This is a genomic window from Methylocella sp., assembly GCF_044226135.1.
Taxonomy (GTDB): domain Bacteria; phylum Pseudomonadota; class Alphaproteobacteria; order Rhizobiales; family Beijerinckiaceae; genus Methylocapsa.
The window spans coordinates 1-25,586 of the sequence record NZ_JBGAHM010000042.1 but is presented as its reverse complement, the minus strand read 5'-3'; the positions used below and the strand labels follow the sequence as shown (position 1 = coordinate 25,586).

Below are 25,586 nucleotides of genomic sequence, written 5' to 3'. Positions count from 1 at the left end.
GCGCCGCCGCCTCCGGCCGCCCTGCGCCGCGCGCCCGGCCCTTCGGCCTTGCCGCCCCTGCCGCCGCGTCCGCCGCGCGAGCCCATCCTCAAGACCGCGCCTCCCCGCGCGCCGCTCGCGACGCCTTTCCTGCGGCCGACCGCGGCGCCGCGCCAGCTCGCCGAGACGCTGGGGCGTCGCGCGCCCGATCCGCGCCCGGCCGCCGCCGCGCCGCCCGCGCCCGAACCGTCGGCGCGCGAGACGACTCACGCCCCGCGGGAAGACGCGCCGGAGGCCGCCGTGCCCGCGCCCAAACCCGTCGGGCCCAAGCCCGTCGACCCCACGCCGGCCGCCGAGACGAAGCCCGCCGCGCCGGCGCCGCAGGACGAGCGCGCCCAAGACCCCGCGCCGGCTTCGCCCGCTTTGGCGGCGCCCGTTTTCGATCTCGCCGCGGCGCTCGAACAGGCCCTGCTCGGCGATCCGCAGCCGCTCGCGCCGAAGCACGAGCCCGCCGCCCCGGAGACGGTCGAGGCCGAAGCGCCGCCCGCCGACGACGCGAAGGGCCCGCCGGCGAAGATCGAAGCCGATCCGTTCGGGGATTCGCTTGAGGAGGAAATGGCCCGTCTTCTGGGTCGCGCGCCCGACGCGCCCTGACGGCCGGCGCCAGAAACCGAAAACGGGCGGGCGGGACTGGCGCGTTTAAAGGGCGAGACGACCGGACTGGGCCTCCCGAGCGTCGCGCTTCGTTTTGGAGCGCGCCTTTCTCTTCGGTCAGGCGCGAAACCGGCGCGGGTCCGGGGCCCGTGTCGAATCAGCTGTCGCGATAGACGCGTTCACGCTTTTCGTGGCGCTCCTGCGCCTCGACCGAGAGCGTCGCGATCGGCCGGGCGTCGAGGCGCTTCAGGCCGATCGGCTCGCCCGTCTCCTCGCAATAGCCATAGGTGCCGTCGTCAAGCCGGCCGAGCGCGGCTTCGATCTTGGCGATCAGCTTGCGCTGGCGATCCCTCGCGCGCAGCTCGATCGCGCGATCCGTCTCCGACGAGGCGCGATCGGCGATGTCGGGATGGTTTTCATTTTCACTTTGCAGCGCGAGCAGCGTCTCGCGGCTTTCACGCAAAATATCTTCTTTCCAGGCAAGCAGTTTTCGACGGAAATACTCGCGCTGGCGCTCATTCATGAACGCTTCGTCTTCGGAGGGCGTGTAGCCGTCATCAAGCGTCTCGGCAGCCACCTCGGTGCTCCGTATCCTCGAACCGAATGGCGCCCTTATACATATTGCGTCGCCCACATTCAATCTAAGTGGCGGCGCAGCCTGCATTTGGCGGCGCGGCCGCGCCGGAGCGCGCGGCCGCCGCGACGCGGCGAGGCTCAGGCTGGCGAAGCGGCCATCGCCTTGCGCAGGTTTTCATCGACCTTGTCGAGGAAGCCGGTGGTCGAGAGCCAGCGCTGCTCGGCGCCGACGAGGAGGGCCAGGTCCTTGGTCATGAAGCCCGATTCCACGGTCTTGACGCAGACCTTTTCAAGCGTCGAGGCGAAATTGGCGAGTTCGGGATTGTCGTCAAGCTTGGCGCGATGCGTGAGGCCGCGCGTCCAGGCGAAGATCGAGGCGATCGAATTGGTCGAGGTCGAATTGCCCTTTTGATGCTCGCGGTAATGGCGCGTGACCGTGCCATGGGCGGCCTCGGCCTCGACGGTGCGTCCGTCCGGGCTGAGCAGCACGGAGGTCATCAGGCCGAGCGAGCCGAAGCCCTGCGCCACCGTGTCGGACTGCACGTCGCCGTCGTAGTTCTTGCAGGCCCAGACATAGCCGCCCGACCATTTCAGCGCCGAGGCGACCATGTCGTCGATCAGGCGATGCTGGTAGATAAGGCCGGCGGCGTCGAATTTCGCCTTGAACTCGGTCTCGTAGACCTCCTGGAAGATGTCCTTGAAGCGGCCGTCGTAGGATTTGAGAATCGTGTTCTTGGTCGAGAGATAGACCGGGTAATGGGAGGCGAGGCCGTAGTTCAGCGAGGCGCGCGCGAAGTCGCGGATCGAATCGTCGAGATTGTACATCGACAGCGACACGCCGGCGCCCGGATATTTGTAGATCTCCTTCTCGATCACCGCGCCGTCGTCGCCCTCGAACCTGATCGTCAGCCTGCCCTTGCCCGGCACGCGGAAATCGGTCGCCGCATATTGGTCGCCGAAGGCGTGACGGCCGATGACGATCGGCTGCGTCCAGCCCGGCACGAGGCGCGGCACGTTCTTGCAGATGATCGGCTCGCGGAAGATGACGCCGCCGAGGATGTTGCGGATCGTGCCGTTCGGCGACTTCCACATCTGCTTCAGGTTGAATTCCTTGACGCGCGCCTCGTCGGGCGTGATCGTCGCGCATTTGACGCCGACGCCATGCTTCTTGATGGCGTTGGCGGCGTCGACCGTCACCTGGTCGCTGGTGGCGTCGCGGTTCTCAATCGAAAGATCGTAATATTCAAGCTCAAGATCGACATAGGAGAGAATCAGCTTATCCCTGATGTATTTCCAGATGATCCTGGTCATCTCATCGCCGTCAAGCTCGACGACGGGATTGGCGACCTTGATCTTGCTCATAGTGAAGCCTTCTCGTTTTGAGTGTTGGAAATGCCTGAGCTCAAGAGGCCGGCGGCGGGGGGCCGCGCCGCGGCGCTCACTTCGGCGGCTCGCCGCGCAGGGCCCGCGCAAAATCGGGGTCGACCGTCGCCGCCGCGGCGGCGAAGGCCTCGCGCGAGGGCGGCGAGGCCGCCCGGTAGGCCGGCGCGAGCGAGGCCGTGAGCGAGCGCCGCGTCGCGGGGTCCGCGAGCAGCCGGCGCAGATCGCCCTTCATGAACTCCATGAGGTCGGGGCTCGCCGCCGCCGACAGGCCGACCGCGCGCTCGAGCCGCGCCGCCGCGAGCCTGTCGTCCTGCGGCGCGGTGAAATAGGACATCAGCAGCGCCCCGGCGCGCTGCCGCGCGCCCGCTTCGGATTTGTCTTCGGCGGGCAATTCCGCCAGCAGCAGCCACGCCCCGCCGTCGAGCGGGGCGAGCGAGACGGCGTGCAGCGCGTTGGCGCGCGTCTGGGCGATTCGGGCGGCGGCCGCGGGGTCGGCCGCGGCGGCGCGATCGAGATAGGCGGCGTCGGCGCCGGCGAAGGCGGCCCGCGCATAGAGATCGCCGCGCACGCCGCCGAGCCAGGCCGCCCATTGCGCGCCGGCGCGCTGTCCGGCCGCGGCTGTCGCCGCCTGGCGGTCGATCGGAAAGGCGATCGGGGTCGGCGCGAGCAGAGCCGACGCCAGCATCCAGAGGCCGGCGGCCGCGAGGGCGACGGCGAAGGCGGACACGCCGATCCGCAGGTCCATCGGGCCCTCGGCCAGACCGTCGCCCTGCGCGCTTGCCGTGGTCGCGAACCTCGGCCGAGGCGTCTCCAGGCTCATCGATTCCTCCCCCGTCGGCGCGCCGCCTCAGCCGCAGCGCCGCCGGCGCGATTGAATAGGCTGCGCCCCAAAAAATCCAGAGCGTTCGCGTGCGAAAGACTGCTTAGGCGCAGATTCCGGCTCAAGCTCCATCTTCGGCGCAAGCGGCGCCGTTCGGCAATCATAAAATCCGCATGGCGAGCCGCGGGCGCGCCACACAGGGCCGCCCGGCCCGGAACCGCCGGCCGGCCGCGGCGCGCCCGCTCGAGCGCGTTCGGCGTTCATCGAATCGCGAACGCGCTCCAACATCTTGTTCTTACGTGTTTTCTTAACGTAAAAGTCTGCAACTTTTACTGAAAATGCTCTAGAGAAAGTCGATGTCGCCGCCTTCGAGCCGCAGGCAGGTGAGCCGGCCCGTCGCGTAGGCGCCGGTGTCGATGTTGATGCGGTTCGAGCGCACTTCGGGCTCGATCGTCGGCGTATGGCCGTGGACGACGATCTTCTCGAACGGCTCGGCGCAGCTCAAAAACTCGTCGCGGATCCACAGAAGGTCCTCGTCGCGCTGGCGCGACAGAGCGACGCTCGGGCGCACGCCGGCGTGGACGAAGAAGAAGTCGCCGCAGGAGAACGACAGCGGCAGGCCCTCGTAGAAACGCCTGTGGCTCGCCGGCAGGACGCGGTCGAGCTCTTCCGCAAGCTCCAGCTCCTCCTGCGGCGTCGGCTGCAGGCTCGGCGCGAGGCCATAGGAGAGCAGCGTCGAGAGCCCGCCATAAAGGCCCCAATGGCGCAGCACCGGCGGATTGCGCAGGAATTCGGGCACGTAAAGCTCGTGATTGCCGCGCAGGCAGACCGTCGGGCGGCTGGCCGCGCGCTCGATCAGCCGCTCGACCACTTCGGCCGATTTTGGCCCGCGGTCGATATAGTCGCCAAGGAAGACGCAGAGCGGCGTGTCGACCGGATCGCGCGCAATGTCGGCGTCGATGCGGGCGAGCGTCTGGTCGAGCAGGTCGAGACGGCCATGGATGTCGCCGACCGCATAGACGCGCACTCCCGCCGGAAGCGTCGGCGCGGCGGGGGCGGCTGGCGAGGGGAATTTCCACATATGCGGTTGAAGCCCGATGGACGGCCGGGCCGGAGCCTGGCCGTCCGCGCCGACGCGAGACAGGCCGGCGCGCAATCAGACCGGCTCGAGACCCAATCGACGAAGGAGCGAGCCGGCGCGGCGGGCGAAACGCTTCTCGCGTGTTAAAGCATTTCGCGGCGCGGCGATAGTCGGAACGGGTCCGCTCGCGAGAGCTTGTCGAACGCCGCGATCGCCTCGCCGAGACGGCGTTCGACGTCTTCGCGCGGCGCGTAGAAGCGCTCGGCGACGGCGATCGCCTGCGGGGCGACCTCGCCCGCCTCCGCGCGCCAGCGCCCGAGATCGGACGCGCGCGCCTCGAGCCGCGCCTCCTCGTCATGCATCAGGCCCAGCGAGGTCTGGATATCTTCAAGTCCGTTCAGGAACTTGCGCATCGCCTGCGGGTCGGCTACGGCCGGCGTCGCGGCGAAGAACTCGCCCATGTAGCGCAGCGTCTTGGCGTCGATGCGCACTTGATGGCGCTGTTCGGCGTCGAGCCCGCCGAGCCCGCCGCGGCCGTCCTCCAGCAGGCGCCTGCGGCGCTTGCCGAGGCGCTCGCGCGCGAATTCGGCCATGCCGAGCGGGCGCTTCGCCGCCCTGCGCCGCCAGCCGCCGTGATCGAGCCAGCGGAAGAAGTCGATCACGAACAGCCGCCAGCGCTGCGAATCGATCGCCTCGACGATCCGCCCGTGCAGGGCCGCGCTCTCCCGCGCCAGCCAGTCGGCGAAGGCCCGGCCGTCCGCGCCCGCGTCGCCGTCCCCGGCTTCGAGCGCCGCCTCGAGCATCACGTCGCGGTCGCGCGCGCGGCCAAACAGCGAGGCGAGGCGCTTCACCTCGGCGCGCAGATCGTCGCCGGCGCCGCCCTTCACGATCGGCCGGAACAGCGCGAAGGCGGCCCGCAGCCGGCGCAGGGCGATGCGGCCCTGATGCACGCCGCGCGGCGTTTCGTCCGACCGCGCCCGCAGCGCGTCGGCGTTCAGCATGAAGTCGTGCAGGCAGGCTTCGCAGATCGCGGCGAAGGCGTCGGCCGCGGTCATCTCCTGCGCGAGGCGGGGCGGTGACGCCTTGACCGCCTTGCCGGCGATCCCCCTCGCGAGACGAAAGCCGCGCTCCGCCTTGCTGACGAGGCTGAGCGACAGGGGCGCCGCGGCCGCGAGTTCGCGCGCCAGCGGAAACAGGAGGCGCGCGTCGCCGCGCTTCAGCTCAAGCTCGATCTCGGCGACGCCCTGGCGCAGGCCGCGGCGTTCGGCGACGATCTCGCCATTGTCGCAGGCGGCCTCGATCTCGCCGTCTTCGGTTTCGAGCACAAAGGTCTCGCGCTCCACGTCGACCCGAAACGCCTCGACGAGATCGGCGCGGACCCCGTCGATCAGGGCGCCGAGCGGCGTCCGCGCGATCGCCTCGAAGTCGAGCATGTCGGGCGAGGCCGCGACGCCCGGCGCGGGCGCGGGCGCTGCGATCGGCTCCTCCCATTCGCCGCGTTCAAAGGCGCTCGCGCCGCCCGTCTTGACGGTCTGGAGCATCGCGTCGCCCGCACGGCGGATGCGCAGCACGAAGCCGGCCTTCTGCAGGGCGCGCTCCGGCGTGTCGAAATGCCAGCTTTGCAGGCGCGTGCGTCGCGCGGAGGCGCAGGCTGGCGCAAGCGCGGCGAAGGACCCCAGCGCGGGCGCGGCCCCCGCGATCGCGACGAGCTTCAGTTCCGTCTCGCTCATGTCTCAAAGTCTCCGGTCGGGCCTCGCGTCGAAACGCCCTGTCGCAATGACCGGGCGACGCGTCGGCCGCATGACTGCGGCGGTCAATCTCGGTCTCCGCCCTGCTTTTCTCCATCCTGATTTTCTCAGCCCTGTTTTTTTCCGCCCTGATTTTCTCCGCCGCTCCCGCGACCGGCCTGCGCCGCGTCGGTCTCGGCCGGGTCGCCGAATTCGCGGGCGAGCCATTCGAACGTCGCGTCGCGGATCGAGAGCTCCACGAGATGGGCGCAGGTGTTCAGCACATATTCGACGTTCGGCCCCGAGATCCCCACGCCCTGGCGGACGAGCCGCGCAAGCTCGGGCCGGTCGAGGCGGCCGGCATATTGAACATGGCGCCGATCGGCGACATAGGCGACCGCCGAAACGGTCCCGCCGCCGCGAAGTCGCGCGGGCAGCAGGATTTCACGATAGACCGCCGTCGCCTGCTCGCGCGCGCGCAGATAGTCGAGCGTGGCCTCGCGCCGCGCCGCCTCGACGCGGAAGGCGACGCCGCGGCAGGCGCCGCCGCGGTCGAGGCCGAGCACCAGCCCCGGCGTCTCGACCGTGCCGCGATGCACATGGGAATAGACGCACAGCGCGCGGCGGTAGCCGCGCACGGTCGCGTCGCGCCGCTCGACGAAATCGAACCCCGGCCGCCACATCAGCGAGCCATAGCCGAACACCCAGAGGTCGTCCGCCGCGCGCGGCTCCGCCATGTCCGCTCCCCGCCGGGCGTCGCCGCGGCCATTTGCTCCGGAAGGGCCTGCGCTATAAACCATGCCGGCCGCGCGGAAAAGATCGCGCCCCGCCGCCGGAGCGCGACGCGGGCGGGCCGGCCCGCCCGCAGCCGGCCCGCATCGGCGCAAGGCCAAGAAGCGGCGCCGTCGGCGCAGGCCCGGCCATCGACCCAGGAGATGTTCATGGAGGCGACGAAGCGGACCGGAGGGCGCGGCCGCGCATTGCTTTTCGCCGGCGCGGTCGCGGCGCTCGCCTGCGCCGCCTGGTCCGCGGCCTGGTTCGTCGCCGCCCGCACGGCGGATCAGGCGCTTTCGGGCTGGATCGCCCAGGAGGAGGCCTCGGGGCGCCTGTGGATCTGCCCGGAGCGCCGCATCGACGGCTTTCCGACGCGCATCGAGATCGTCTGCCCGTCGCTCGGCTTCTCGGGCCCGATCCTCGACCGCGACTTCGAGGGAAGCGTCGGCGGCTTCCGCGCCTTTGCGAGCGTGTTCGCGCCGCGCGCCATCACGACGCGGATCGCCGCGCCGTTTTCGGCCCGCACGGCGCAGGGCGACCGCTTCACGCTCGACTGGAAAACGCTCGAGCTCAACGTCGAGGGCGCGACGGCCAAGGGCTTCGCGCGGCTCGCGCTGACGGGCGAAGCCATGACCCTTTCGGGCGCGACGCATGACGGCGCGCCGCTCGACCTTGCGGCGCGCGACGTCCGGGCGACGCTCGCGCCGGTCGCGGAAGCGGCCGGCAGCTACGCCTTCGACGTCACGGTCGACGGCGCGTCGACGCCGCAGCTCGCCGCGGCCCTCGCGCTCAAGGCGCCGGTCGACGCGCATGTCACGGGAACGGTGGTCGGCACCGACTGGGCGACGCCCGGACGCTTCTTCGACCGGGTGGAGCGCTGGCGTCTCGCCGGCGGACGCGTCGACGTCGCCGGCGCGCGGCTTTCGAGCGGGGACGCGGTCGTCGAGGCGACGGGAACGCTCGACCTCGACGAGGAGCGCCGCCCGCGCGGGACGCTGAACGCGTCGCTCGTCGGGCTCGAGCCGACGCTGCGCGCGCTCGGCGTCAATCCGTCGCTGATCGCGGCGGGTTCGCTGCTGACGAGCTTTCTCGGCGGCACGCCCGGCCAGGAGGACGCCCGGAAGACCATCCGCCTGCCGCTGCGGCTTGGCGACGGCGCGCTGTCGATCGGGCCGATCCGCACGCCGCTGCGCGTGCCGCCGCTCTATTGATCCGCTGATCCGCGCCCGCCGCCCGCGCTCCGGCCGGCCCCGCCCGTTTCGCGGGAGCGGCGCGCGCGGCTATTCGATGCCTTCGAGCCGCGCGCGGGCGTTATAGGCCTCGCGGAACCGCTTCTCGATCTGGGCGAGATTCTGCTCGGGCTGCTTGAACTTGGCGAAGGCCCCTCGCACCAGCGAGGCCTCCTCGGCGACGAGCACGATCGGCCCGGCCATGAAGGCCGCGTTGGGCAGCGCGTGCAGAATGGCGTCCTTGTTCGGATGGGTCTTCACCTCGACCATCCCGTCCGCGACCGGATCGCCGTCGACGCAGACATAGGGGCCGATCACCTCGATCTTGCGGCCGTCCGAGGTTTCGCGAATGAAGGTCCGCTCATAGACGGCAGGCTGCTGCGACATGGCTTTTTGTCTCCTTGCGTTCAGCGCGTCCCGCCGCCGGGCGGGCTTGAGCGCGCGTCAACTCACGCCGGCGGCGAGCGCCGCGATGACCGTCCCGCCGACACGCTCCATGGCGCCGAGCTCGTCGAGCTTGTCGAGGCGGCGGCGCGCCTCGTCCCTCTCGTCACGGCGCAGATGGATGAAGGCGAGCGCCTTCAAAGTATAAAGCGCGAAATGGCCGGGCCCGTCGACGTCCGGCGAAATCTCGCCCGGGCGCCAGCCCGTCCAGTCGGGATCAAGCCCCGCCTGGCGCGCGGCCTCGGCGAGCCCGGCCTGCGCGACGGCCAGCGCCTCGTCGAGATGTCCCTGGTAGGTATGGATTTTATAAAGGCACAGATAGGTCGGCAGCGCTTCGGGCCGCAGGCCGAGCGCCTGGCGGAACGCGAGCTCGGCCGCTCCGCGGTCCCGCCGGTAGAGCGCGACGCCCTTCTGAAGCATCTCGTTGACGTCTTCGGGAATGTCCCCGAAGCCCACGAGATCGTCCATGCGGACCAGATTGTCCGAATCTTGGCGCATTTCGTGTCGAGTCTCCGACAAAGCGGCGCCGCGCCTGGAACAAGGCGCCAGGACGAGGCCGCCGCGCCGGACGGCAAGCAAGCGGCGCGCCAGCTGCGCCGCCCGCCAGCGCCGGCCGCGGACGGCCCGCCCCGCGCGCGCCGTTAACCACGCCGGCGGTTTGCGCAGGCGGACTTAGCGGGCGCGTCTTTCGCGTCCCGCGCGCGCCCGCCGGCCATGCGCGCGGCCCTTTTCGCCCGCCGCGCGCAAGCCTCCCGCAAAACGGGCGCCGCAAGTGGAAAGATAAGAACATAAAAAGAACTTGCGGACGAGAACAAAGAGAATACATTCTAAGACGCCAAGACGGAGCGCATTGCCGCCCCGCCGCGCCTGTGCCAGAAGGGCCGATCGCATGAGCCAAGCCAATCTTCGCCTCGTTGAAGGAACGTCCGTGGATAAGACCAAGGCCCTCGACGCCGCCCTGTCCCAGATCGAACGCGCCTTCGGCAAGGGTTCGATCATGCGGCTCGGCAAGAATCCCAAGGCGATCGAGGTCGAGACCGTGCCGACGGGCTCCCTCGGCCTCGACATCGCGCTCGGCGTCGGCGGCCTGCCGCGCGGACGCGTGGTCGAAATCTACGGTCCGGAATCCTCGGGCAAGACGACGCTGACGCTGCATGTGATCGCCGAGGCGCAGAAGCGCGGCGGCGTCTGCGCCTTCATCGACGCCGAGCATGCGCTCGACACGGTCTACGCCCGCAAGCTCGGCGTCAATCTCGACGACCTTCTCGTCTCGCAGCCGGACACCGGCGAGCAGGCGCTCGAGATCACCGACACGCTGGTGCGTTCCGGCGCGGTCGACGTGCTGGTGATCGATTCGGTCGCCGCCCTCACGCCGCGGGCGGAAATCGAGGGCGAGATGGGCGACAGCCAGCCGGGCCTTCAGGCGCGCCTGATGAGCCAGGCCCTGCGCAAGCTCACCGCCTCGATCTCGCGCTCCAACACCATGGTCATCTTCATCAACCAGATCCGCATGAAGATCGGCGTGATGTACGGCAGCCCCGAGACGACGACCGGCGGCAACGCGCTGAAGTTCTACGCCTCCGTGCGCCTCGACATCCGCCGCATCGGCTCGATCAAGGACCATGACGAGGTGATCGGCAACCAGACCCGCGTGAAGGTGGTCAAGAACAAGGTCGCCCCGCCTTTCAAGCAGGTCGAGTTCGACATCATGTATGGCGAAGGCGTCTCCAAGATCGGCGAATTGATCGATCTCGGCGTCAAGGCCGGCGTGGTCGAGAAATCGGGCGCCTGGTTCTCCTATGACAGCCAGCGCCTCGGCCAGGGCCGCGAGAACGCCAAGGCGTTCCTGCGCGCCAATCCCGAGATCGCCGACAAGATCGAGCTCGCCATTCGCGAGAACGCCGGCATGATCGCCGACAAGATCCTCGACGTCGCGTCGGAGGGCGAAGAGGACTGAGCGGACCGGCCCCGGTCCCTCGCGACGCGCCGGCTTTCCCCAAACTGCGGGCGCTTCGCATGCGCTTTCCCTGTTCTGCGGCGGCCTGTCCGGCGCGCCGCTTGCGTTTTGCTCCTGCGCCGCTCATTTTGCGCTGTGTCCATCAATAAAGCGGCCCTCGGGCTCAGGGAAAGCGACGGAACGGCAGATGAACGGCGTCAATGAAATCCGGTCGGGCTTCCTCGAATTCTTCCGGAAGAACGGCCATGAGATCGTGCCTTCGTCGCCGCTCGTGCCCCGCAACGACCCGACGCTGATGTTCGCCAACGCCGGGATGGTCCAGTTCAAGAACGTCTTCACCGGCCTCGAAAAGCGCCCTTATACGCGTGCGGCGACGGCGCAGAAATGCGTGCGCGCCGGCGGCAAGCACAACGACCTCGACAATGTCGGCTACACCGCGCGCCACCACACCTTCTTCGAAATGCTGGGCAACTTCTCCTTCGGCGACTATTTCAAGCCGCTCGCCATCGAGCTCGCCTGGAAGCTGATCAGCGAAGAGCTCCAGCTTCCCAAGGATCGCCTGCTCGTCACGGTCTATCACACCGACGACGAGGCGGCGTCGCTCTGGAAGAAAATCGCCGGCTTCTCCGATTCAAAAATCATCCGCATCGCGACCAGCGACAATTTCTGGGCGATGGGCGACACGGGCCCCTGCGGCCCTAGTTCCGAAATCTTCTACGACCAGGGCGACAAGCTGCAGGGCGGCCCGCCCGGCAGCCCCGACGAGGACGGCGACCGCTATCTCGAATTCTGGAACCTCGTCTTCATGCAGTTCGAGCAGGTCGCCCCGGGCGAGCGCGTCGACCTGCCCCGCCCCTCGATCGACACCGGCATGGGGCTCGAACGCATCGCCGCCCTGCTGCAGGGCGTGACCTCGAATTATGACGTCGACCTGCTGCGCGCGCTGGTGCTTGCGGTCGCAGGCTTCACCGGCGTCGATCCCGACGGCCCGCAGAAGGCGAGCTGCCGCGTGATCGCCGACCATCTGCGCGCCTGCTCTTTCCTCATCGCCGACGGCGTCACCCCCTCGAACGAAGGGCGCGGCTACGTCTTGCGGCGCATCATGCGCCGCGCCATGCGCCACGCCCAGCTCCTCGGCGCGCGCGAGCCGCTCATGTGGCGCCTCGTCCCGACGCTCGTCCACGAGATGGGCCAGGCCTATCCCGAGCTCGTCCGCGCGGAGCCTCTCGTCGTCGAGACGCTGAAGCTCGAGGAGGCGCGTTTCATCGAAACCCTCGCCCGCGGCCTGTCGATTCTCGACGAGGCGCTCCGCGTCCTGCCCGAGGGCGCGGCGCTCCCCGGCGAAACCGCCTTCAGGCTTTACGACACTTATGGCTTTCCGCTCGACCTGACGCAGGACGCGTTGCGCGCGCGCGCGCGCAGCGTCGACGTTGAGGGCTTCAACGCGGCCATGGAGCGGCAGCGCGCCGAGGCCCGCAAGGCGTGGTCTGGGTCGGGCGAAGCGGCGACGGAAAGCCTCTGGTTTTCGCTTCGCGAAAAGACGGGAGCGACCGAATTTCTCGGCTATGAGGCCGAGGAGGCCGAAGGCGTCGTCGTCGCGCTGGTCGGGGAGGGTCGCGCCGTCGAGGCGTTGCGGCAGGGCGAAAGCGGCGCGCTGATCCTCAATCAGACGCCTTTCTATGGCGAATCGGGCGGTCAGGTCGGCGACGTCGGCGTCATGACCGCTCCGGGCGTGAAAATCCGCGTCACCGACACGCAGAAGAAGCTCGGCGATCTTTTCGTCCATGACGTCGTCGTCGAGGAGGGCGAGATCCGCGAAGGCGCGGCGCTTGAACTCGCCGTCGACCGCGCCCGCCGCGCGGCGGTGCGCGCCAATCATTCGGCGACGCATCTTCTGCATGAGGCGCTGCGCCTCGTGCTCGGCGATCATGTCGCGCAAAAAGGCTCGCTCGTCGCGCCCGACCGGCTGCGTTTCGACTTCACCCATCTGAAGCCGATCACGCCGGAAGAACTGTCCCGCGTCGAGGACATCGCCAATCGCGCCGTCGTCGAGAACGCGCCCGTCGTCACCCGGCTGATGGCGGTCGACGAGGCGATCGCGTCCGGCGCGCGCGCGCTGTTTGGCGAAAAATACGGCGACGAGGTGCGCGTCGTCTCCATGGGCTACGCGCAGGACCGCGCGGACGGCGGCGAGGGCGTCAACCGGCCCTTTTCGATCGAGCTCTGCGGCGGCACCCACGTCGCGCGCACGGGCGACATCGGCCTTATCGCCGTCACCTCCGAATCGGCGGTCGCCGCCGGCGTGCGCCGCATCGAGGCGAAGACGGCGGCTGAGGCGCGGCGCTATCTCAACGCCCGCTCCGCGCGGCTCGACGCGCTCGCCGCCCTTCTCAAAACGCCCGCAGACGACGCGGAACGCCGGCTCGCCGCCCTGATCGAGGAGCGCCGCAAGCTCGAACGCGAACTCGGCGACGCACGGCGCAAGCTTGCCATGGGCCGCGGCGAAAAGACGGCGGAGGCCGAACTCGTCGGCGGCGTGAAATTCCTCGGCCGCTCGGTTTCGGGCGTCGACCTCAAGGATCTGAAATCGCTCGCCGACGAAGCCAAGCAGAGCGTCGGCTCAGGCGTCGTCGCCATCGCCGCGGTCGACGCCGACGGCAAGGCCGGCGTGGTCGTGGGCGTCACGGCGGACCTGACCGACCGCTATGACGCCGTGGCTCTGGTGCGGCTCGCCGCCTCGGCGCTCGGAGGCAAGGGCGGCGGCGGACGCCGCGACCTCGCCCAGGCGGGCGGCCCGGACGGGGCGCGCGCAAACGAAGCCCTGTCCGCCGTGGCCCAGGGCCTGCGCGGCGCGCAGGACGCCGCCTGAAGTTTTCGCGCAAGCGCAACCAATCGCCGCCGCAGCGATTGTCAAAGCGGCGAAAAAGGAGAGCCCAAGATGGTTGACGCGAACCTCAAGGTCGCCGACGAAGCCCTCGACCGCGGCAACGAAGCCGTTTCCAAGACGACGGCGACGCTTCAGTCCTTTGCCACCGAATGCGCGGCCATGTCGCGCCAATCGCTCGATCACGCCACCGAAACGGCCGAAAAATTGCGCCAGGCGCGCGGCGTGACCGAAATGTTGGCGATTCAGACGCAATATGTGCGTGAATGTTTCGAGAATTTCACGCAGCACTCGCGCCGCTTCGCCGAGCTTCTGGCGGCGATGCCGATCGAGATGGGCAAGACCTATTCTGACATCTGGTCAAAGAACATCGACTCTGTCGTCGACGCGTCGCGGCAGGCGACCGATCAGGCGGCGTCCAATGTCGAGAAGTTCACCAAAACGCCCTGAGGTCTCGCGTCGAAAGGCGCCGCGCCCCGGGATCGCATTCGGCGCAAGCCCAGCGCCTTGCGGCCGGGTTGAATTTTTGTCTCATCCTGGCGTCGAAGCGATTTCGGAAAATCGCCGGCGCGGTTTATTCTGCCGGCCGTGACGATCCTGTGGCCGCCAGCCGAGCCTGCGCTGCGCCCGCAACCCGAGACGCCATGCTTCGGCTTCTTCTCCTTCGCCACGCCGAAGCCGTCCCCTCCGCCGGCGAGGGCGACGTCAACCGCCGTCTCACCGCCGACGGCGAAGACGCCGCGCGCCGCGTCGGCGCCTATCTCGCCGAGATCGGAGCCCTGCCGGACTTCGCGCTGGTGTCGCCGGCGCGGCGCACGCTGCAGACTTTGGAGCGGCTGCAGGAGGGCGCCGACCGCCCTTTTCCGCGCCTGGTCGCGCCGACCCTTTATGACGCCGCCGCCGCCGCGGTCCAGGCGCTCGTGGAGGACGCGCCTGCTGGGGTGGCGAGCCTTCTGCTCGTCGGCCACAATCCGGGGCTCGCCGAGGCGGCTGTCGCCTTTGCGGCCTTCGGCGAGGCCGCCGCGCTGCGGCGTCTGCGCAGCCAGTTTCCCGCGCCCGCGCTGGCGCTGATCGACTTCGATTCGCGCAACTGGCGCGAGGCGGCGCGCAGCGTCGGTCGCCTCGGCCTGTTTCTGACCCTCGCCTCGAAGGAATTGCAGATCCGCCCGCAGGAGGCCGCGCCGCGGCGCGCGCCGTCATGATCGTCGAGCTTTTGAGCCTGTTTCTGGCCGCCGCGCCGGCCGATCTCGCGCCGCCGCCCTTCGCGGGCCTCGCGCGGCTCGCGGCCTCAGGCGCGCCGGCCGAGTTCGCCCCTTTCTTCCTGCCCGCCGCGCGCGCCGTCTCCAACTGGCGTTTCGAGGCCGCGCTCCACCTCGACGCGCCGGCGGAGACGACGGCGAGACATCTTTCCGGCGAGGCGGCGGCCACGCCGCGCTGCGTGAAGCTCAACAATTACTGGTGCGTGAAGCGCGCGGGCTGGAGCGGCGAAATCGCCGCCGACGCCGAGGGCCATGTCGCGTTCTCTTCCGCCGCCGAAGGCGCGGCCGTCGCCGCCTCGCTGCTGCGGCGCTATTATCTCGTCTATAATCTGCGCAGCGCGCAGGCGATCCTTTCGCGCTGGGCGCCGGCGCAATGCGGGCTTCCGGCGCGCGGCGGCGCGGCGGGGTCGCTCGCCGCGCTCGCGCCGCGCGGAATAGGCGGCACGCTGCGCGCGCGCTGGCTCGCCTCGCACCGTCCGGGCGGCGCCCCACGCGTGAAAAAGCCTTCAGGCTTCGTGATCACGGCCGCCAGCGCCCCCGGGGCGAAACCCGCGCAGCGCATGCGCGTGTCGATCGTCATCGATCGCAAGACGCGCATGATCGCCGCGCCCGAGATCGCCGTCGGCATGGGCGAGCGGACGCCCGCCGCGCCGGCGCGGCCGATGCGGCTCGCCGCGCTCGACGTTTCAGGGCTCGACGCCGCGCCGCTCGCCCCGCCGGGGCCAAGCTGCGCCGACGACGCGACGCGGCTGCGCAATTATGCGCTGCGCGTGGTCGACGGGCTCGGCGTCGGGCCCAATGACGACCTCGGCCTGTTCGCGCCCGACGGCTCGGCGGGGCCGCGGCTCGCGCCCATGCTGCGCAATATGGCGCGGGTGGAGATCGGCCCGCTCGGCGTCGACGTCGCCCTGATCGCGACCGCGGTGGCCGAACTCGACGCGCGGCGCGACGCCGTCGAGGCCGCGCCGCGGCCGCCGCCGCGCCCCGTCGCGCTCGAAGCTGGCCCGTCAGGCGGCGCCCGGCCGGAATGAGCCGGGCTTTTGCGGGCCGGCGCGAGGCGAAGCTTGCGGGCCGCGGCGTTCCTCCATATGCCTTTGGCGCCCGCGCTTTGCGGGCTCCCGCCCCGCGTCAACCCGCCCGGACCTCGCCTTGGCCCTTTTCTCCGATCTCCTGCACGAAGCCAAAGCCGTCGCGAAAAGCCTCGTCGACCTTTCCGCCGGCGGCCATGTCCGGCTCGGCGTGACGGGGCTTTCACGCGCCGGCAAGACGGTTTTCATCACCGCGCTGATCGAGCATCTGACCAAGGCCGCGAGCCCCGCCCTGCGCGGACGCAAGAACACCCTGCCCGTCTTCCGCGTCCACGCCGAAGGCCGGCTCATCAGCGGCGCGCTCGAGCCGCAGCCCGACGACGCCGTGCCGCGCTTCGCCTATGAGGAGCATGTCGAGGCGCTGTCGGGGCTCGAAGGGCGGCCCGAGGCGCGCATCTGGCCGCAGTCGACGCGGCGCATCTCCGAACTGCGGCTGCGCATGCAGTACCAGCAGAAGTCCGGCTTCAATCCCGGCCGCCGCGCGCTGACGCTCGACATCGTCGACTACCCCGGCGAATGGCTGCTGGACCTGCCGCTGCTCGAAAAATCCTATGCGCAATGGTCACAGGACTCGCTCGAGGCCGCGTCGAGCGCGGCGCGCGCGCCGCTGGCGCAGCAGTTCCGCGGCTTTTGCGCCCAGAAAGACCCGAAGGCGAAATTCCGCGACGAGGACGCGCGCCGCGCGGCGGAGCTGTTCACCGCCTATCTGCGCGCCTGCCGCGGCGAGGAGTTCAGCTTCTCGAGCCTGCCGCCGGGGCGTTTTCTCATGCCGGGCGACCTCGCCGGCTCGCCTGCGCTGACTTTCGCGCCGCTGTCGCTCGACCCCTCCGGCGTCTATCCGCCGGATTCGCTCGCGGCCATGATGGAGCGCCGCTACGAGGCCTACAAGGCGCATGTGGTGAAGCCCTTCTTCCGCGATCATTTCTCGCGGCTCGACCGGCAGATCGTGCTCGTCGACGCGCTCGCCGCGCTCAACGCCGGGCCGGCGGCCATGCGCGACCTCGAACTCGCGCTCGGCGACGTGCTCGGCGCCTTCCGCGCCGGCCGCAGCAACGTCCTTTCGACGATCTTCCGGCCGCGCATCGACCGCATCCTCTTCGCCGCGACCAAGGCCGACCATCTGCACCACACGAGCCATGACCGGCTCGAAGCGATCCTTCGCCTCCTGACCGCGCGCGCCATCGAGCGCGTGCAGGGCGTGGGCGCGGAGATCGACGTGATCGCGCTCGCGGCCGTCAGGGCGACGCGCGAGGCGAAGGTCGGCGGCCACGGCGGCCCGGCGCTCGAGGCCGTCGTCGGCACGCCGCTCGACGGCGAGAAGATCGGCGACGAAGTGTTCGACGGCCGGGCCGAGGCGGCGATCTTTCCGGGCGAACTGCCCGAAGACCCGCGCACGGTGTTCCGCGACCCTCCGGCCCAGCCGGCGCCGGGCGAGGCCGACTATCGTTTCGTGCGTTTCCGGCCGCCGACGCCGCTGCGCGCCCGCGACGGCTCGCTCGCGCCGCCGCCGCATATCCGGCTCGACCGCGCCTTCCAGTTCCTGCTCGGCGACAGGATGGCCTGACCATGCAAGACCCGAAGAAACCCCGCGCCTTCCGCCTGCAGGACCTCGCCGTCGAGGACGCCGATTCGCGTGAGGCCCCGCGCGCGCCCGTGCTGATCGAGCCCGCGCGCGACCCCTATGAGGCGGAGGCCGAGGCGCTGCTCGATCCCGCGCCCGAGGTCGAGGAAGAAGCGGCGGTCGAGGCGGCGCAGAGGCAGGGGCTCGCGCGCCACTGGCTGCTGTCATGGGGCGGCGTGTTCTGGTCGGCCGCGTCGGGCCTGCTGCTGCTCGGGCTTGGCGCCTGGGTTTCGGCCTTCATCGACGATCTGTTCGCCCGCGCCCCGGCGCTTGGCGCGCTCGCGCTCGCGCTCGCCGGCCTCTGCGTGCTGGCGCTCCTCGTCCTCGCCGCGCGGGAGGCTGCGGGCGTGCTGCGCCAGCGCCGCATCGCCGACCTGCACGCGGGCTTCGCGCAGGCGCGCGAGGCCGACGACTATGGCCGCGCGCGCAACCTCGTCTCGGAGCTCGGCGAGCTTTACGTCGCGCGTCCGGAGACGGCGCAGGCGCGCGACCATCTGCGCGACCTCGCGCAGGACATCGTCGACGGGCGCGACCTCATCGACATCGCCGAACGCACGCTCATTCATCCGCTCGACCTCAGGGCGCGTCAGGAGATCGCCGACGCGGCCAAGCGCGTCTCGATCGTCACGGCGATCGCGCCGCGCGCCATTCTCGACGTGCTGTTCGTGACGGCGCAGGCGGTCAGGCTCATCCGCCGCATCTCGGCGATCTATGGCGGGCGCCCGGGCGTGCTCGGCTTTCTGAAAGTGCTGCGCTCCATCGCCGCCCATATCGCCATCACCGGCGGCATGGCGGCGGGCGATTCGCTGGTGCAGCAGGTGCTCGGCCACGGCATCGCGGCGCGGCTTTCGGCCAAGCTCGGCGAAGGCGTGCTCAACGGCATGCTGACGGCGCGCGTCGGCCTCTCGGCCATGGCGGTGTGCCGGCCCATGCCCTATGCGGTCGGCAAGGCGCCCGGCGTGCGCGATGTCGCGCCCTTCCTGTTCTCGAAGGGCGAGCCAAAGAGCTGACGCTTCGGCTTAGAAACGGCCGGCCGACACATAGCCATAAAAATTCCCCGACAGATCGTCGCGCGACATTTTCTTGCCCAAAGGCGGAACCGGCCGAATGGAGCCCCACGTATAAACCGAAAATCTGACGTCGTCGTCGGCGTAGCTCGACAGCTGCTGCAACACCACCCAATGATTGCAGAACATTGAGCTTTCCCGATACTCGTTCAACATGTTGTCGTTCACGAGCAGGCAAACATAGCCGCCGGCGAACGCCTGCAGGTTGCCGGTCAAAAGGGTCGGCAGCCCCTTGCTGAAATAGACGTTGGTTTCGTTGACGACGCCGGGAAAGCCCGCCTTCTCGAACCATTTCGCCAGCACATAGGGGGCGGTCGCGCCGCTCGCCGTGTCATTGGGCGAAGAATACTGGAGCCAGACGTTCTCCGAGTCGCGCAGGCTGGCCAGCGCCACCCAGTCGACATCGGCGATCTTTGACGGATGTGAAGGAAAGGAAAGACAGCCCGTGCTCGGCGTGATCGTCAGATCGCCGATCTGCGCCTCGCCCTTCACGTAAAGATCGATGACATAGGTCGCAAACAGATCGGGACGACAGTTCAGCAGGCAGTAAAGGAAGGCCGCGGGTCCGCACAGGCTCGCCTGATTCTGGTCGAGAGACTTCGGATTGGCCACCCGCTCGCGCAGGCCTCTGGCGATCGAGGCGCGCGGAAGGGCGTAGAACATCCCAGCCGAGCCGCCCTGTTCAAAAAGGGCGATGTCGCGCAGGGCCTTGTCGATGAACTCCTTCTTCGCGGTCAGGAACATGGGGCGGGGTCCTCTCGAACCGGCGATCGGGGGGCGATCGCGCCTCTCCTGACCATGCGCCTTGCGGCGCCCGCGGCGCCGTGCGAGGGAGCACGGCTGGCGGCCAAGCCCGGCGAGGCGCCCGGCGTGCGCGAGGTCGCGCCCTTCCTGTTTTCAAAAGGCGCGGCGGAGGAAAGCCGAGCGCGAATGACGGCTTGATCCGCGTCATGTCTTAGATTCAATCTAGGTTTCGTCCGGCGCAGGGCCGGTCGAATCGGGCGACCTTCAATGAAAATGAGAAAGAGATTTCTGCCGCTGCTCGCCGCGGCGCTGGCGCTCGCCTCTCCCGCCGCGCGGGCTGACGACGGCGACGTCGCGACCGAACTGGTCGACGCCTTCAACAAGCTGTTCGGAGTTCATCCGGGCTTCAGGGCCAATCACGCCAAGGGCGTCGTGGCGACGGGCAGTTTCGTCGGCGCGCCGGGGGCGGCGGCGCTGAGCAAGGCCGCGATCTTCTCCGGCGCCAGGATTCCCGTGACCGTCCGCTTTTCGGATTCGACCGGCCTGCCGAACCTGCCGGACGGATCAGGCGACGCCAATCCGCACGGCCTTTCCGTCAAATACGCCCTGCCCGACGGCGGCGAGACCGACATGGTGACGAATTCGCTGCCCTTTTTTCCGGTGCGCACCGGAGAGGAGTTTCTGGCCCTGCTGACGGCGATCGCCGCAAGCCCCAAGGACGCGCCGAAGCCGACGCCGCTCGAGACCTTCATCGCGTCGCATCCCGCCGTGCCGAAGTCGCTCGGGGCGCTGCGCACGCCGGACAGCTTCGCGCATGAACAGTATAATGGCGTCAACGCCTTCGTGCTCGTGAACAAGGCCGGCGCGCGCCAGGCGGTCCGCTACGTCTTCGCGCCCGAGGAGACCGTCCATCTCGAAAAGGAAGCGGCGGCGGCGAAGCCCGCCGATTTCCTGGTCGACGACATGGCCGCGCGGCTGAAGCAGGGGCCCGTGACCTTCACGCTCAAGGCTCAGCTCGCCGAACCCGGCGACGACGTGCTTGACGGATCGACGCCCTGGCCGCACGAGCGCAAGCTGGTCACGCTGGGAACGCTGACGATCGACACGCTCTCCCCCGACAGCCTCGAAGCGCAGAAGAAGCTGCTGTTCCTGCCGGGCGCCCTGACCGACGGGATCGAGCCCTCGGGCGACCCGCTGGTCGACGTTCGCGACGGCGCCTACGCCGTGTCGTTTTCGCGCCGCAATCCGTAAACGCCCGCGCGCCGCTTTCCCATCAGGGGCGGCGCGCGCAAACCCTACGCCTCGAGCCTGGCGACGAGCGCGTCGGAAATCTCGTAATTGGCGTAGACGTTCTGGACGTCGTCATTGTCCTCGAGCAGGCCGATGAGGCGCAGCACCTTCTCGCCGGTTTCGTCGTCGAGCAGAATGGTGTTCTGCGGCTTCCAGACCAGCGTCGCCCGGGTCGGCTCGCCGAATTTCGCCTCGAGCGACTGGGAGACGTCGCGCATCGATTCGAGCGAGGTGTAGATCTGATGGGTTTCGGCGTCGCTCTGGACGTCGTCGGCGCCGGCCTCGATCGCCGCCTCGAGCATGGCCTCCTCGGAGGCGGCCTTGGCCGGGAACTCGACGAGCCCGACATGGTCGAACATGAAGGAGACCGCGCCGGTCTCGGCCAGCGCGCCGCCGACCTTGGTGAAATAGGAGCGCACCTCGCCCGCCGTGCGGTTGCGGTTGTCGGTCAGGGCCTCGACGATCACCGCGACGCCGCCCGAGGCGTAACCCTCATAGCGCACTTCGTCATAGTTCTCGCCGTCGGCGGCCGAGGCCTTCTTGATGGCGCGCTCGATATTGTCCTTCGGCATGTTTTCGGCGCGGGCGGCGAGGACGGCGGCGCGCAGGCGGGCGTTCATGGCGGGGTCGGGCAGGCCGAGCTTGGCGGCGACGGTGATCTCGCGCGCGAGCTTGGAGAAGAGCTTGGAGCGGATCGCGTCCTGCTTGCCCTTCTTGTGCATGATGTTCTTGAACTGGCTATGTCCGGCCATTGCCCCTCTGAACCCCCGAAACGAAAGCGGCCGCGCGGACGCAAGGCGCGGCGGCGCGGCCCTCATGAAGGCCGGCGCATATGTCTGACGATGAGCCGGATGCTATAGGACGGGCCGCGGCGGAAATAAAGACCGCAGGCGACGCGCCGGCCGGGCGAGGCGGCGCGCTCCCGCAACCGGACGGCGCCGCGTCCTGCGAAAAGCCCCGGCGCTTCAGCCGCGCGCGTCGGCCGGCGGCCGGACCGAGGCTGCGACCTCATAGGCGCGGACCGTCGCGGGGCGCGCGGCGACCGCCTCGAACCAGCGTCCGAGATTGGGGAAGGCGGCGAGATCCTGGCCCTGGTCCTGATGCGGGACGATCCACGGATAGATCGCCATGTCGGCGATGGAGTAGCCCGCGCCGGCGACGAAGCTGCGGCCTTCGAGCCGACGGTCGAGCACGCCGTAAAGACGCGCCGTCTCGCGGCGGTAGCGCTCGATGGCGTAGGGGAGCGGCTCTGGCGCATATTTCGAGAAGTGATGGTTCTGCCCCGCCATGGGGCCGAGGCCGCCGACCTGCCAGAACAGCCATTCGAGCGTCTCGACCCGGCCGCGCAGGTCGGGGCCAAGAAATTTCTTCGTCTTCTCGGCGAGATAAAGAAGGATCGCGCCAGATTCAAAGACCGGGACCGGCGCGCCGCCGCCTTCGCGCTCGGGGTCGACGATCGCCGGCATGCGGTTGTTGGGCGAAATCTTGAGAAACTCTGGCTCGAACTGCTCGCCCTTGCCGATGTCGATCGGGCGAAGGCGATAGGGAAGGCCGGATTCTTCAAGGAAAAGCGTGATCTTGTGGCCGTTCGGCGTCGGCCAGTAGTAAAAATCGATCATGAGCGTCCCGCAGGTCGGAGCTTTGGCCCTGACCATGTGGCCTCGGGACCGGCGCGCCGCAAGACGGCGCAAGGCAGGACGGTGAGTCAGGACGGCGTGAAAGAAGCGCCGTGAAAGAAGACGACAGGCCCGACGCGGGCCGCGCTCCCGGCCGCGTGGAACGAAGGCCTGCTCCGGCCGGCGCGCCCTCCGCGCCGGCCGGCCCCTGATCAGGAGGCCGCGCCCGGAAGCTGGGGCTGGCGCGCCCCGGCCTCGACCCGGGCCATGTCGGCCTTGACCGCGGACTGCACCTTCTCAAAGGCGCGCACCTCGATCTGGCGCACGCGTTCGCGCGAGATGTCGAACTCGTCGGACAGCGCCTCGAGCGTCATCGGGTCGTCGGTCAGGCGCCGCGCCTCGAAGATGCGGCGCTCGCGGTCGTTGAGCACGCCGAGCGCCGAGCGCAGGGCGCCGAGGCGGTTGTCGGTCTCCTCGCGGTCGGCGAGCATGTTCTCCTGGCTGGCGCCGTCGTCGACGAGCCAGTCCTGCCATTCGCCCTCGCCCTCCTCGCGCAGGGGCGCGTTGAGCGAGGCGTCGCCGGACATGCGGCGGTTCATGTCGATCACGTCCTGCGTCGGCACGCCGAGCCGCGTCGCGATGGCGTCGACATGCTCGGGGCGCAGGTCGCCCTCCTCGAGCGCGGAGATCTGGCTCTTCACCTTGCGCAGGTTGAAGAACAGCTTCTTCTGGCTCGCGGTGGTGCCCATCTTCACAAGCGACCAGGAGCGCAGGATATACTCTTGAATCGACGCCCTGATCCACCACATGGCGTAGGTCGCAAGGCGAAAGCCCTTGTCGGGCTCGAACCGCTTCACCGCCTGCATCAGGCCGACGTTGCCTTCCGAGACCACCTCGCTGATCGGCAGGCCGTAGCCGCGATACCCCATGGCGATCTTGGCGACGAGACGAAGATGGGAGGTGACGAGCTTCTGCGCGGCGTCGGGTCCTGGTGCTCGCGCCAACTTCCAGCCCAGCATATATTCCTCTTGCGGCTCGGCGCCAGAGAAACCGCCTGATTTCATTCCGGTAGCGGGCGAGGCCCTCTCGCCCGAAATCATCGGCAGCGCTGCGCTCATAAATCTACCTCCGGTCAGGCCTCCGCCGTCGGCAGGCCCGCGCACAGCCTCCCGGCAAGGGTCGGCCGCGCGGTTTCTGAATATATGACGCCTGAGTCGAGGCTAAAAGGGTCCGGAGATGATGCGCCGCATTACATTTCCGCAACATCCGCAGCCCTGACGCGCGCCAAAGCGGCGCAAGCCGGACGTCGACCACCCCTCTTGAACACCTATACGCGCAGCCCCCTGCCCGGGTTTCATGCGCGACGTGAAATTCCCGCTCGATTTCTGTCCGCGCGTCACGACGAAGGCGTTTCAACTTTGCGCGAGAAGGACAAATTCGCGCTCGGGCCTTGCGCGGAGCTGGCGGACCTTGGCCGGCGCGGTCAGGCTTCGTCGCGCAGGGCGTCGGCGAGCTGCAGCATGTCCTGCGGCGGCTCACGCGTGAAGCTCAAAGTCTCGCCCGTGACGGGATGCGCGAAGCCCAGCGTGCGGGCGTGCAGCGCCTGGCGCCCCAGCGCCCCGAGCGCCGCCTGCGCGCGCGGGCCGAGCCGCTTCGCCTTGGTGCGAAAGCCCGGGCCATAGACCGCGTCGCCGAGGAGCGGACAGCCGAGGCTCGCCATATGCACGCGGATCGGATGCGTGCGCCCCGTTTCGAGGCTGCAGTCGACCGCGGCGGCCTCGGCCCCAGCGTCCGGCGAAGTAGCAGTGGTGACGGCGCCGCCCCCGCCCTTCCGGCGCGAGCGCGATCTTCTCGCGCACGGTCGCATGACGCGCGAGCGGCGCGTCGACCACGCCCGCAGGGCGCGGCGGCCGCCCCCAGACATAGGCGACATAGTCGCGCGTCAGATCGAGCGTGCGTCCATGGTCGGCGAAAAGCCGGGCGAGGCCCTGATGGGCGGCGTCGGTCTTGGCGACGACCATCAGGCCAGAGGTGTCCTTGTCGAGCCGGTGCACGATCCCCGGCCGGCGCACGCCGCCGATCCCGGACAGGCTCGCGCCGCAATGGGCGATCAGCGCGTTGACCAGCGTGCCGGCCTCATGACCCGCCGCCGGATGCACGACGAGCCCGGCCGGCTTGTCGAGAACGAGCAGATGCGCGTCCTCGAACAGCACGTCGAGGGCGATGTCCTCGCCCTGCGGCTGCGGGTCGGCCGCCGCCGGCAGGCTCAGCGCGACCGCCTGCCCCGCGCGCAGGATGCGGCTCGGCTCGCACGCCGCCGCGCCGTCGACGAGGACCGGCCGTCCTCGACGAGCGCCTTCGCCGGCGTCGCGACAGCGTAGGCCAGCGGCTTCGGCCGCGGGCCGCGCGGGCGCGGTCGAGCCTCGCCGCCCTCGCCGGGCGCGACCACAGCCGGATGTCGCCCCGCCCGACTGGGGCGAGTTCTGGAAAAGTGTTCACGCGCTCCGCCGGTTTGGCCTCGCGCGCCAGTTAGGCGAGGCGGCGCGGGCGCGCAAGCCCCACACGAAGGACGGCGCGGCCCTGGGCGTTTCAGCGCGCGTGAAATTCGACAGATGGCCTTCCAGCTTCCTTCGGCAGCGCGTGGCCTTGGCGACCTTGGGGAAATTGAGGTCGGGCGCGACGCGCGAGGGCAGCCGCCGCAGCGTCTGCGACGCGCATTTCGGGCATTCGGGCGTGTCCGAGGCGCGCATGAGCGTCTCGAAATCGGCGTCGCAGGTCTCGCAATGGAAGGCGAACAGCGGCATTTCAGTCCTCGCGTCGGCGCGGCCCCCGCGCTCTGGCCTGCGCCAAGCAAGACACGCGCCGCCCGGCGTTCTTGACGGAAGAAGCGCGGCTTCAAGAAGCATGCGTCGCCATCCGGCGTCACCCCCGCGCCCGACGCGCAGCCGAGCGTCGGGTTTGCGACAGGGTCAGAGCGAAAGCTCATGCGCCAGAAAGGCGCGCGCCTCCTCGGCCGGGACGGATTTGGCGACATGACAGTCGCCGATCGCGCGGGCGAGAATGAAAGTGAGCGCGCCGCGTTCCACTTTCTTGTCCTGGGCCATGGCGTCCATCAGGGCGTCGGGCGTCGCGCCGAGCCCCTCGACGTCGCCGACGCGCGTCGGCAGGCCGACGTCGCGCAGATGCGCCTCGACGCGCATCGCGTCCTCGAGGCCGCAGAGGCCGAGCCGCGCGCTGAAGCGGAAGGCGAGCGCCATGCCGACGGCCACGCCCTCGCCATGCGCAGAATCCGCCGTCATGTGGCGGCATCTCCAGCAGCGCATGGCCGAAGGTGTGGCCGAGGTTGAGCAGCGCACGCTCGCCGCTCTCGCGCTCGTCGCGCCCGACGATCGC

At 69.6% G+C, this 25,586-nt stretch carries 25 protein-coding genes and 2 pseudogenes; 11 read left to right on the top strand and 16 right to left on the bottom strand.

All coding sequences use genetic code 11. The annotated features are described in order from the left end of the window. A pseudogene (locus tag ACILRB_RS14220) lies at nt 1–633 on the top strand (hypothetical protein); the annotation flags it as partial. Nucleotides 634–790: 157 nt separating this feature from the next. Here ACILRB_RS14220 and dksA read toward each other — a convergent pair. From dksA to ACILRB_RS14190, 6 genes are all read right to left on the bottom strand, one after another. Beyond that, nucleotides 791–1,156 (bottom strand): RNA polymerase-binding protein DksA, encoded by a 366-nt coding sequence (gene dksA, locus ACILRB_RS14215; RefSeq protein ID WP_395666952.1) that lies wholly within the window; start codon nt 1,154–1,156, stop codon nt 791–793. A gap of 191 nt (nt 1,157–1,347) precedes the next feature. Further along, entirely contained in the window at nt 1,348–2,571 is a 1,224-nt protein-coding gene (locus tag ACILRB_RS14210; RefSeq protein WP_395666950.1) for an NADP-dependent isocitrate dehydrogenase, read from the bottom strand. 76 nt (nt 2,572–2,647) lie between these two features. Next, the gene (locus ACILRB_RS14205; RefSeq protein WP_395666949.1) at nt 2,648–3,412 is read right to left on the bottom strand and encodes a hypothetical protein; all 765 of its coding nucleotides are present in this window, start codon (nt 3,410–3,412) and stop codon (nt 2,648–2,650) included. Between the two features lie 343 nt (nt 3,413–3,755). Further along, complete coding sequence (locus ACILRB_RS14200) at nt 3,756–4,439, bottom strand: metallophosphoesterase family protein (protein WP_395666948.1); 684 nt, start codon at nt 4,437–4,439, stop codon at nt 3,756–3,758. A 197-nt stretch (nt 4,440–4,636) separates the two neighbouring features. Further along, nucleotides 4,637–6,223, bottom strand: a complete 1,587-nt coding sequence (locus ACILRB_RS14195; protein WP_395666947.1) for a CHAD domain-containing protein — start codon at nt 6,221–6,223, stop codon at nt 4,637–4,639. 125 nt (nt 6,224–6,348) lie between these two features. Next, nucleotides 6,349–6,957, bottom strand: a complete 609-nt coding sequence (locus ACILRB_RS14190) for a gamma-glutamylcyclotransferase (protein WP_395666946.1) — start codon at nt 6,955–6,957, stop codon at nt 6,349–6,351. Between the two features lie 204 nt (nt 6,958–7,161). On the opposite strand from ACILRB_RS14190, the gene ACILRB_RS14185 reads away from it, so the two are divergent. Then, entirely contained in the window at nt 7,162–8,205 is a 1,044-nt protein-coding gene (locus ACILRB_RS14185; protein WP_395666945.1) for a DUF2125 domain-containing protein, read from the top strand. 69 nt (nt 8,206–8,274) lie between these two features. On the opposite strand, the gene ACILRB_RS14180 is transcribed toward ACILRB_RS14185, so the two are convergent. Together ACILRB_RS14180 and ACILRB_RS14175 are read right to left on the bottom strand one after the other, a co-directional pair. Continuing rightward, nucleotides 8,275–8,610, bottom strand: a complete 336-nt coding sequence (locus ACILRB_RS14180) for a hypothetical protein (protein ID WP_395666944.1) — start codon at nt 8,608–8,610, stop codon at nt 8,275–8,277. 57 nt (nt 8,611–8,667) lie between these two features. After that, entirely contained in the window at nt 8,668–9,165 is a 498-nt protein-coding gene (locus ACILRB_RS14175; protein WP_395666943.1) for a hypothetical protein, read from the bottom strand. 391 nt (nt 9,166–9,556) lie between these two features. On the opposite strand from ACILRB_RS14175, the gene recA reads away from it, so the two are divergent. The 7 genes from recA (at nt 9,557) to ACILRB_RS14140 (ending at nt 18,486) form a co-directional block, all read left to right on the top strand. Continuing rightward, entirely contained in the window at nt 9,557–10,624 is a 1,068-nt protein-coding gene (gene recA / locus ACILRB_RS14170; RefSeq protein ID WP_395666942.1) for a recombinase RecA, read from the top strand. 187 nt (nt 10,625–10,811) lie between these two features. Next, nucleotides 10,812–13,493, top strand: a complete 2,682-nt coding sequence (gene alaS, locus ACILRB_RS14165; RefSeq protein ID WP_395666941.1) for an alanine--tRNA ligase — start codon at nt 10,812–10,814, stop codon at nt 13,491–13,493. Between the two features lie 69 nt (nt 13,494–13,562). Beyond that, on the top strand, nt 13,563–13,958 hold the full coding sequence (locus tag ACILRB_RS14160; RefSeq protein WP_395666940.1) for a phasin family protein: 396 nt from the start codon (nt 13,563–13,565) through the stop codon (nt 13,956–13,958). 194 nt (nt 13,959–14,152) lie between these two features. After that, nucleotides 14,153–14,710, top strand: coding sequence for a SixA phosphatase family protein (locus ACILRB_RS14155; RefSeq protein ID WP_395666939.1), 558 nt, complete (start codon nt 14,153–14,155; stop codon nt 14,708–14,710). Further along, nucleotides 14,707–15,798, top strand: a complete 1,092-nt coding sequence (locus ACILRB_RS14150; RefSeq protein ID WP_395666938.1) for a hypothetical protein — start codon at nt 14,707–14,709, stop codon at nt 15,796–15,798. Before ACILRB_RS14155 ends, ACILRB_RS14150 begins: the two co-directional genes overlap by 4 nt. A gap of 118 nt (nt 15,799–15,916) precedes the next feature. Further along, a complete protein-coding gene (locus ACILRB_RS14145; RefSeq protein WP_395666937.1) occupies nt 15,917–17,419 on the top strand; it encodes a YcjX family protein in 1,503 nt (500 codons plus the stop codon). 2 nt (nt 17,420–17,421) lie between these two features. Next, complete coding sequence (locus ACILRB_RS14140; protein WP_395666936.1) at nt 17,422–18,486, top strand: YcjF family protein; 1,065 nt, start codon at nt 17,422–17,424, stop codon at nt 18,484–18,486. A 9-nt stretch (nt 18,487–18,495) separates the two neighbouring features. On the opposite strand, the gene ACILRB_RS14135 is transcribed toward ACILRB_RS14140, so the two are convergent. Then, nucleotides 18,496–19,287: a hypothetical protein gene (locus tag ACILRB_RS14135; protein ID WP_395666935.1), complete on the bottom strand. Its 792-nt coding sequence runs from the start codon at nt 19,285–19,287 to the stop codon at nt 18,496–18,498. Between the two features lie 273 nt (nt 19,288–19,560). Here ACILRB_RS14135 and ACILRB_RS14130 point away from each other — a divergent pair, with 273 nt between their 5' ends. Then, complete coding sequence (locus ACILRB_RS14130; RefSeq protein WP_395666934.1) at nt 19,561–20,538, top strand: catalase family peroxidase; 978 nt, start codon at nt 19,561–19,563, stop codon at nt 20,536–20,538. Nucleotides 20,539–20,582: 44 nt separating this feature from the next. Here the strand turns inward: ACILRB_RS14130 and ACILRB_RS14125 are convergent, their stop codons facing one another. From ACILRB_RS14125 to ACILRB_RS14105, 5 genes and pseudogenes are all read right to left on the bottom strand, one after another. After that, on the bottom strand, nt 20,583–21,329 hold the full coding sequence (locus ACILRB_RS14125) for a YebC/PmpR family DNA-binding transcriptional regulator (protein ID WP_395666933.1): 747 nt from the start codon (nt 21,327–21,329) through the stop codon (nt 20,583–20,585). A gap of 213 nt (nt 21,330–21,542) precedes the next feature. Beyond that, nucleotides 21,543–22,196 (bottom strand): glutathione binding-like protein, encoded by a 654-nt coding sequence (locus ACILRB_RS14120; RefSeq protein WP_395666951.1) that lies wholly within the window; start codon nt 22,194–22,196, stop codon nt 21,543–21,545. Between the two features lie 209 nt (nt 22,197–22,405). Beyond that, nucleotides 22,406–23,212, bottom strand: a complete 807-nt coding sequence (gene rpoH / locus ACILRB_RS14115) for an RNA polymerase sigma factor RpoH (RefSeq protein WP_395666932.1) — start codon at nt 23,210–23,212, stop codon at nt 22,406–22,408. Between the two features lie 464 nt (nt 23,213–23,676). Then, on the bottom strand, nt 23,677–24,060 hold the full coding sequence (locus tag ACILRB_RS14110; protein ID WP_395666953.1) for a hypothetical protein: 384 nt from the start codon (nt 24,058–24,060) through the stop codon (nt 23,677–23,679). Between the two features lie 49 nt (nt 24,061–24,109). Further along, nucleotides 24,110–24,352 (bottom strand): annotated as a pseudogene (locus ACILRB_RS14105) (pseudouridine synthase); the annotation flags it as partial. 33 nt (nt 24,353–24,385) lie between these two features. Between ACILRB_RS14105 and ACILRB_RS14100 the strand changes: the two are divergent. After that, nucleotides 24,386–24,574 carry a hypothetical protein gene (locus ACILRB_RS14100; protein ID WP_395666931.1) on the top strand — a complete coding sequence of 63 codons (189 nt, stop codon included), beginning with the start codon at nt 24,386–24,388 and terminating at the stop codon, nt 24,572–24,574. A 114-nt stretch (nt 24,575–24,688) separates the two neighbouring features. Here the strand turns inward: ACILRB_RS14100 and ACILRB_RS14095 are convergent, their stop codons facing one another. Beyond that, entirely contained in the window at nt 24,689–24,997 is a 309-nt protein-coding gene (locus ACILRB_RS14095) for a zinc ribbon domain-containing protein (RefSeq protein WP_395666930.1), read from the bottom strand. Between the two features lie 165 nt (nt 24,998–25,162). Then, nucleotides 25,163–25,492 (bottom strand): hypothetical protein, encoded by a 330-nt coding sequence (locus tag ACILRB_RS14090; RefSeq protein WP_395666929.1) that lies wholly within the window; start codon nt 25,490–25,492, stop codon nt 25,163–25,165. Nucleotides 25,493–25,586 lie beyond the last annotated feature (94 nt).

Excerpts from the sequence above, each read along its gene's own strand:
- dksA (WP_395666952.1), bottom strand. The coding sequence starts at position 1,156 with ATGAATGAGCGCCAGCGCGAGTATTTCCGTCGAAAACTGCTTGCCTGG.
- ACILRB_RS14210 (WP_395666950.1), bottom strand. The coding sequence starts at position 2,571 with ATGAGCAAGATCAAGGTCGCCAATCCCGTCGTCGAGCTTGACGGCGAT.
- ACILRB_RS14205 (WP_395666949.1), bottom strand. The coding sequence starts at position 3,412 with ATGAGCCTGGAGACGCCTCGGCCGAGGTTCGCGACCACGGCAAGCGCG.
- ACILRB_RS14195 (WP_395666947.1), bottom strand. The coding sequence starts at position 6,223 with ATGAGCGAGACGGAACTGAAGCTCGTCGCGATCGCGGGGGCCGCGCCC.
- ACILRB_RS14190 (WP_395666946.1), bottom strand. The coding sequence starts at position 6,957 with ATGGCGGAGCCGCGCGCGGCGGACGACCTCTGGGTGTTCGGCTATGGC.
- ACILRB_RS14185 (WP_395666945.1), top strand. The coding sequence starts at position 7,162 with ATGGAGGCGACGAAGCGGACCGGAGGGCGCGGCCGCGCATTGCTTTTC.
- ACILRB_RS14180 (WP_395666944.1), bottom strand. The coding sequence starts at position 8,610 with ATGTCGCAGCAGCCTGCCGTCTATGAGCGGACCTTCATTCGCGAAACC.
- ACILRB_RS14175 (WP_395666943.1), bottom strand. The coding sequence starts at position 9,165 with ATGCGCCAAGATTCGGACAATCTGGTCCGCATGGACGATCTCGTGGGC.
- recA (WP_395666942.1), top strand. The coding sequence starts at position 9,557 with ATGAGCCAAGCCAATCTTCGCCTCGTTGAAGGAACGTCCGTGGATAAG.
- alaS (WP_395666941.1), top strand. The coding sequence starts at position 10,812 with ATGAACGGCGTCAATGAAATCCGGTCGGGCTTCCTCGAATTCTTCCGG.
- ACILRB_RS14160 (WP_395666940.1), top strand. The coding sequence starts at position 13,563 with ATGGTTGACGCGAACCTCAAGGTCGCCGACGAAGCCCTCGACCGCGGC.
- ACILRB_RS14155 (WP_395666939.1), top strand. The coding sequence starts at position 14,153 with ATGCTTCGGCTTCTTCTCCTTCGCCACGCCGAAGCCGTCCCCTCCGCC.
- ACILRB_RS14150 (WP_395666938.1), top strand. The coding sequence starts at position 14,707 with ATGATCGTCGAGCTTTTGAGCCTGTTTCTGGCCGCCGCGCCGGCCGAT.
- ACILRB_RS14140 (WP_395666936.1), top strand. The coding sequence starts at position 17,422 with ATGCAAGACCCGAAGAAACCCCGCGCCTTCCGCCTGCAGGACCTCGCC.
- ACILRB_RS14135 (WP_395666935.1), bottom strand. The coding sequence starts at position 19,287 with ATGTTCCTGACCGCGAAGAAGGAGTTCATCGACAAGGCCCTGCGCGAC.
- ACILRB_RS14130 (WP_395666934.1), top strand. The coding sequence starts at position 19,561 with ATGAGAAAGAGATTTCTGCCGCTGCTCGCCGCGGCGCTGGCGCTCGCC.
- ACILRB_RS14125 (WP_395666933.1), bottom strand. The coding sequence starts at position 21,329 with ATGGCCGGACATAGCCAGTTCAAGAACATCATGCACAAGAAGGGCAAG.
- ACILRB_RS14120 (WP_395666951.1), bottom strand. The coding sequence starts at position 22,196 with ATGATCGATTTTTACTACTGGCCGACGCCGAACGGCCACAAGATCACG.
- rpoH (WP_395666932.1), bottom strand. The coding sequence starts at position 23,212 with ATGCTGGGCTGGAAGTTGGCGCGAGCACCAGGACCCGACGCCGCGCAG.
- ACILRB_RS14110 (WP_395666953.1), bottom strand. The coding sequence starts at position 24,060 with ATGCGACCGTGCGCGAGAAGATCGCGCTCGCGCCGGAAGGGCGGGGGC.
- ACILRB_RS14100 (WP_395666931.1), top strand. The coding sequence starts at position 24,386 with ATGCGCGTCCTCGAACAGCACGTCGAGGGCGATGTCCTCGCCCTGCGG.
- ACILRB_RS14095 (WP_395666930.1), bottom strand. The coding sequence starts at position 24,997 with ATGCCGCTGTTCGCCTTCCATTGCGAGACCTGCGACGCCGATTTCGAG.
- ACILRB_RS14090 (WP_395666929.1), bottom strand. The coding sequence starts at position 25,492 with ATGACGGCGGATTCTGCGCATGGCGAGGGCGTGGCCGTCGGCATGGCG.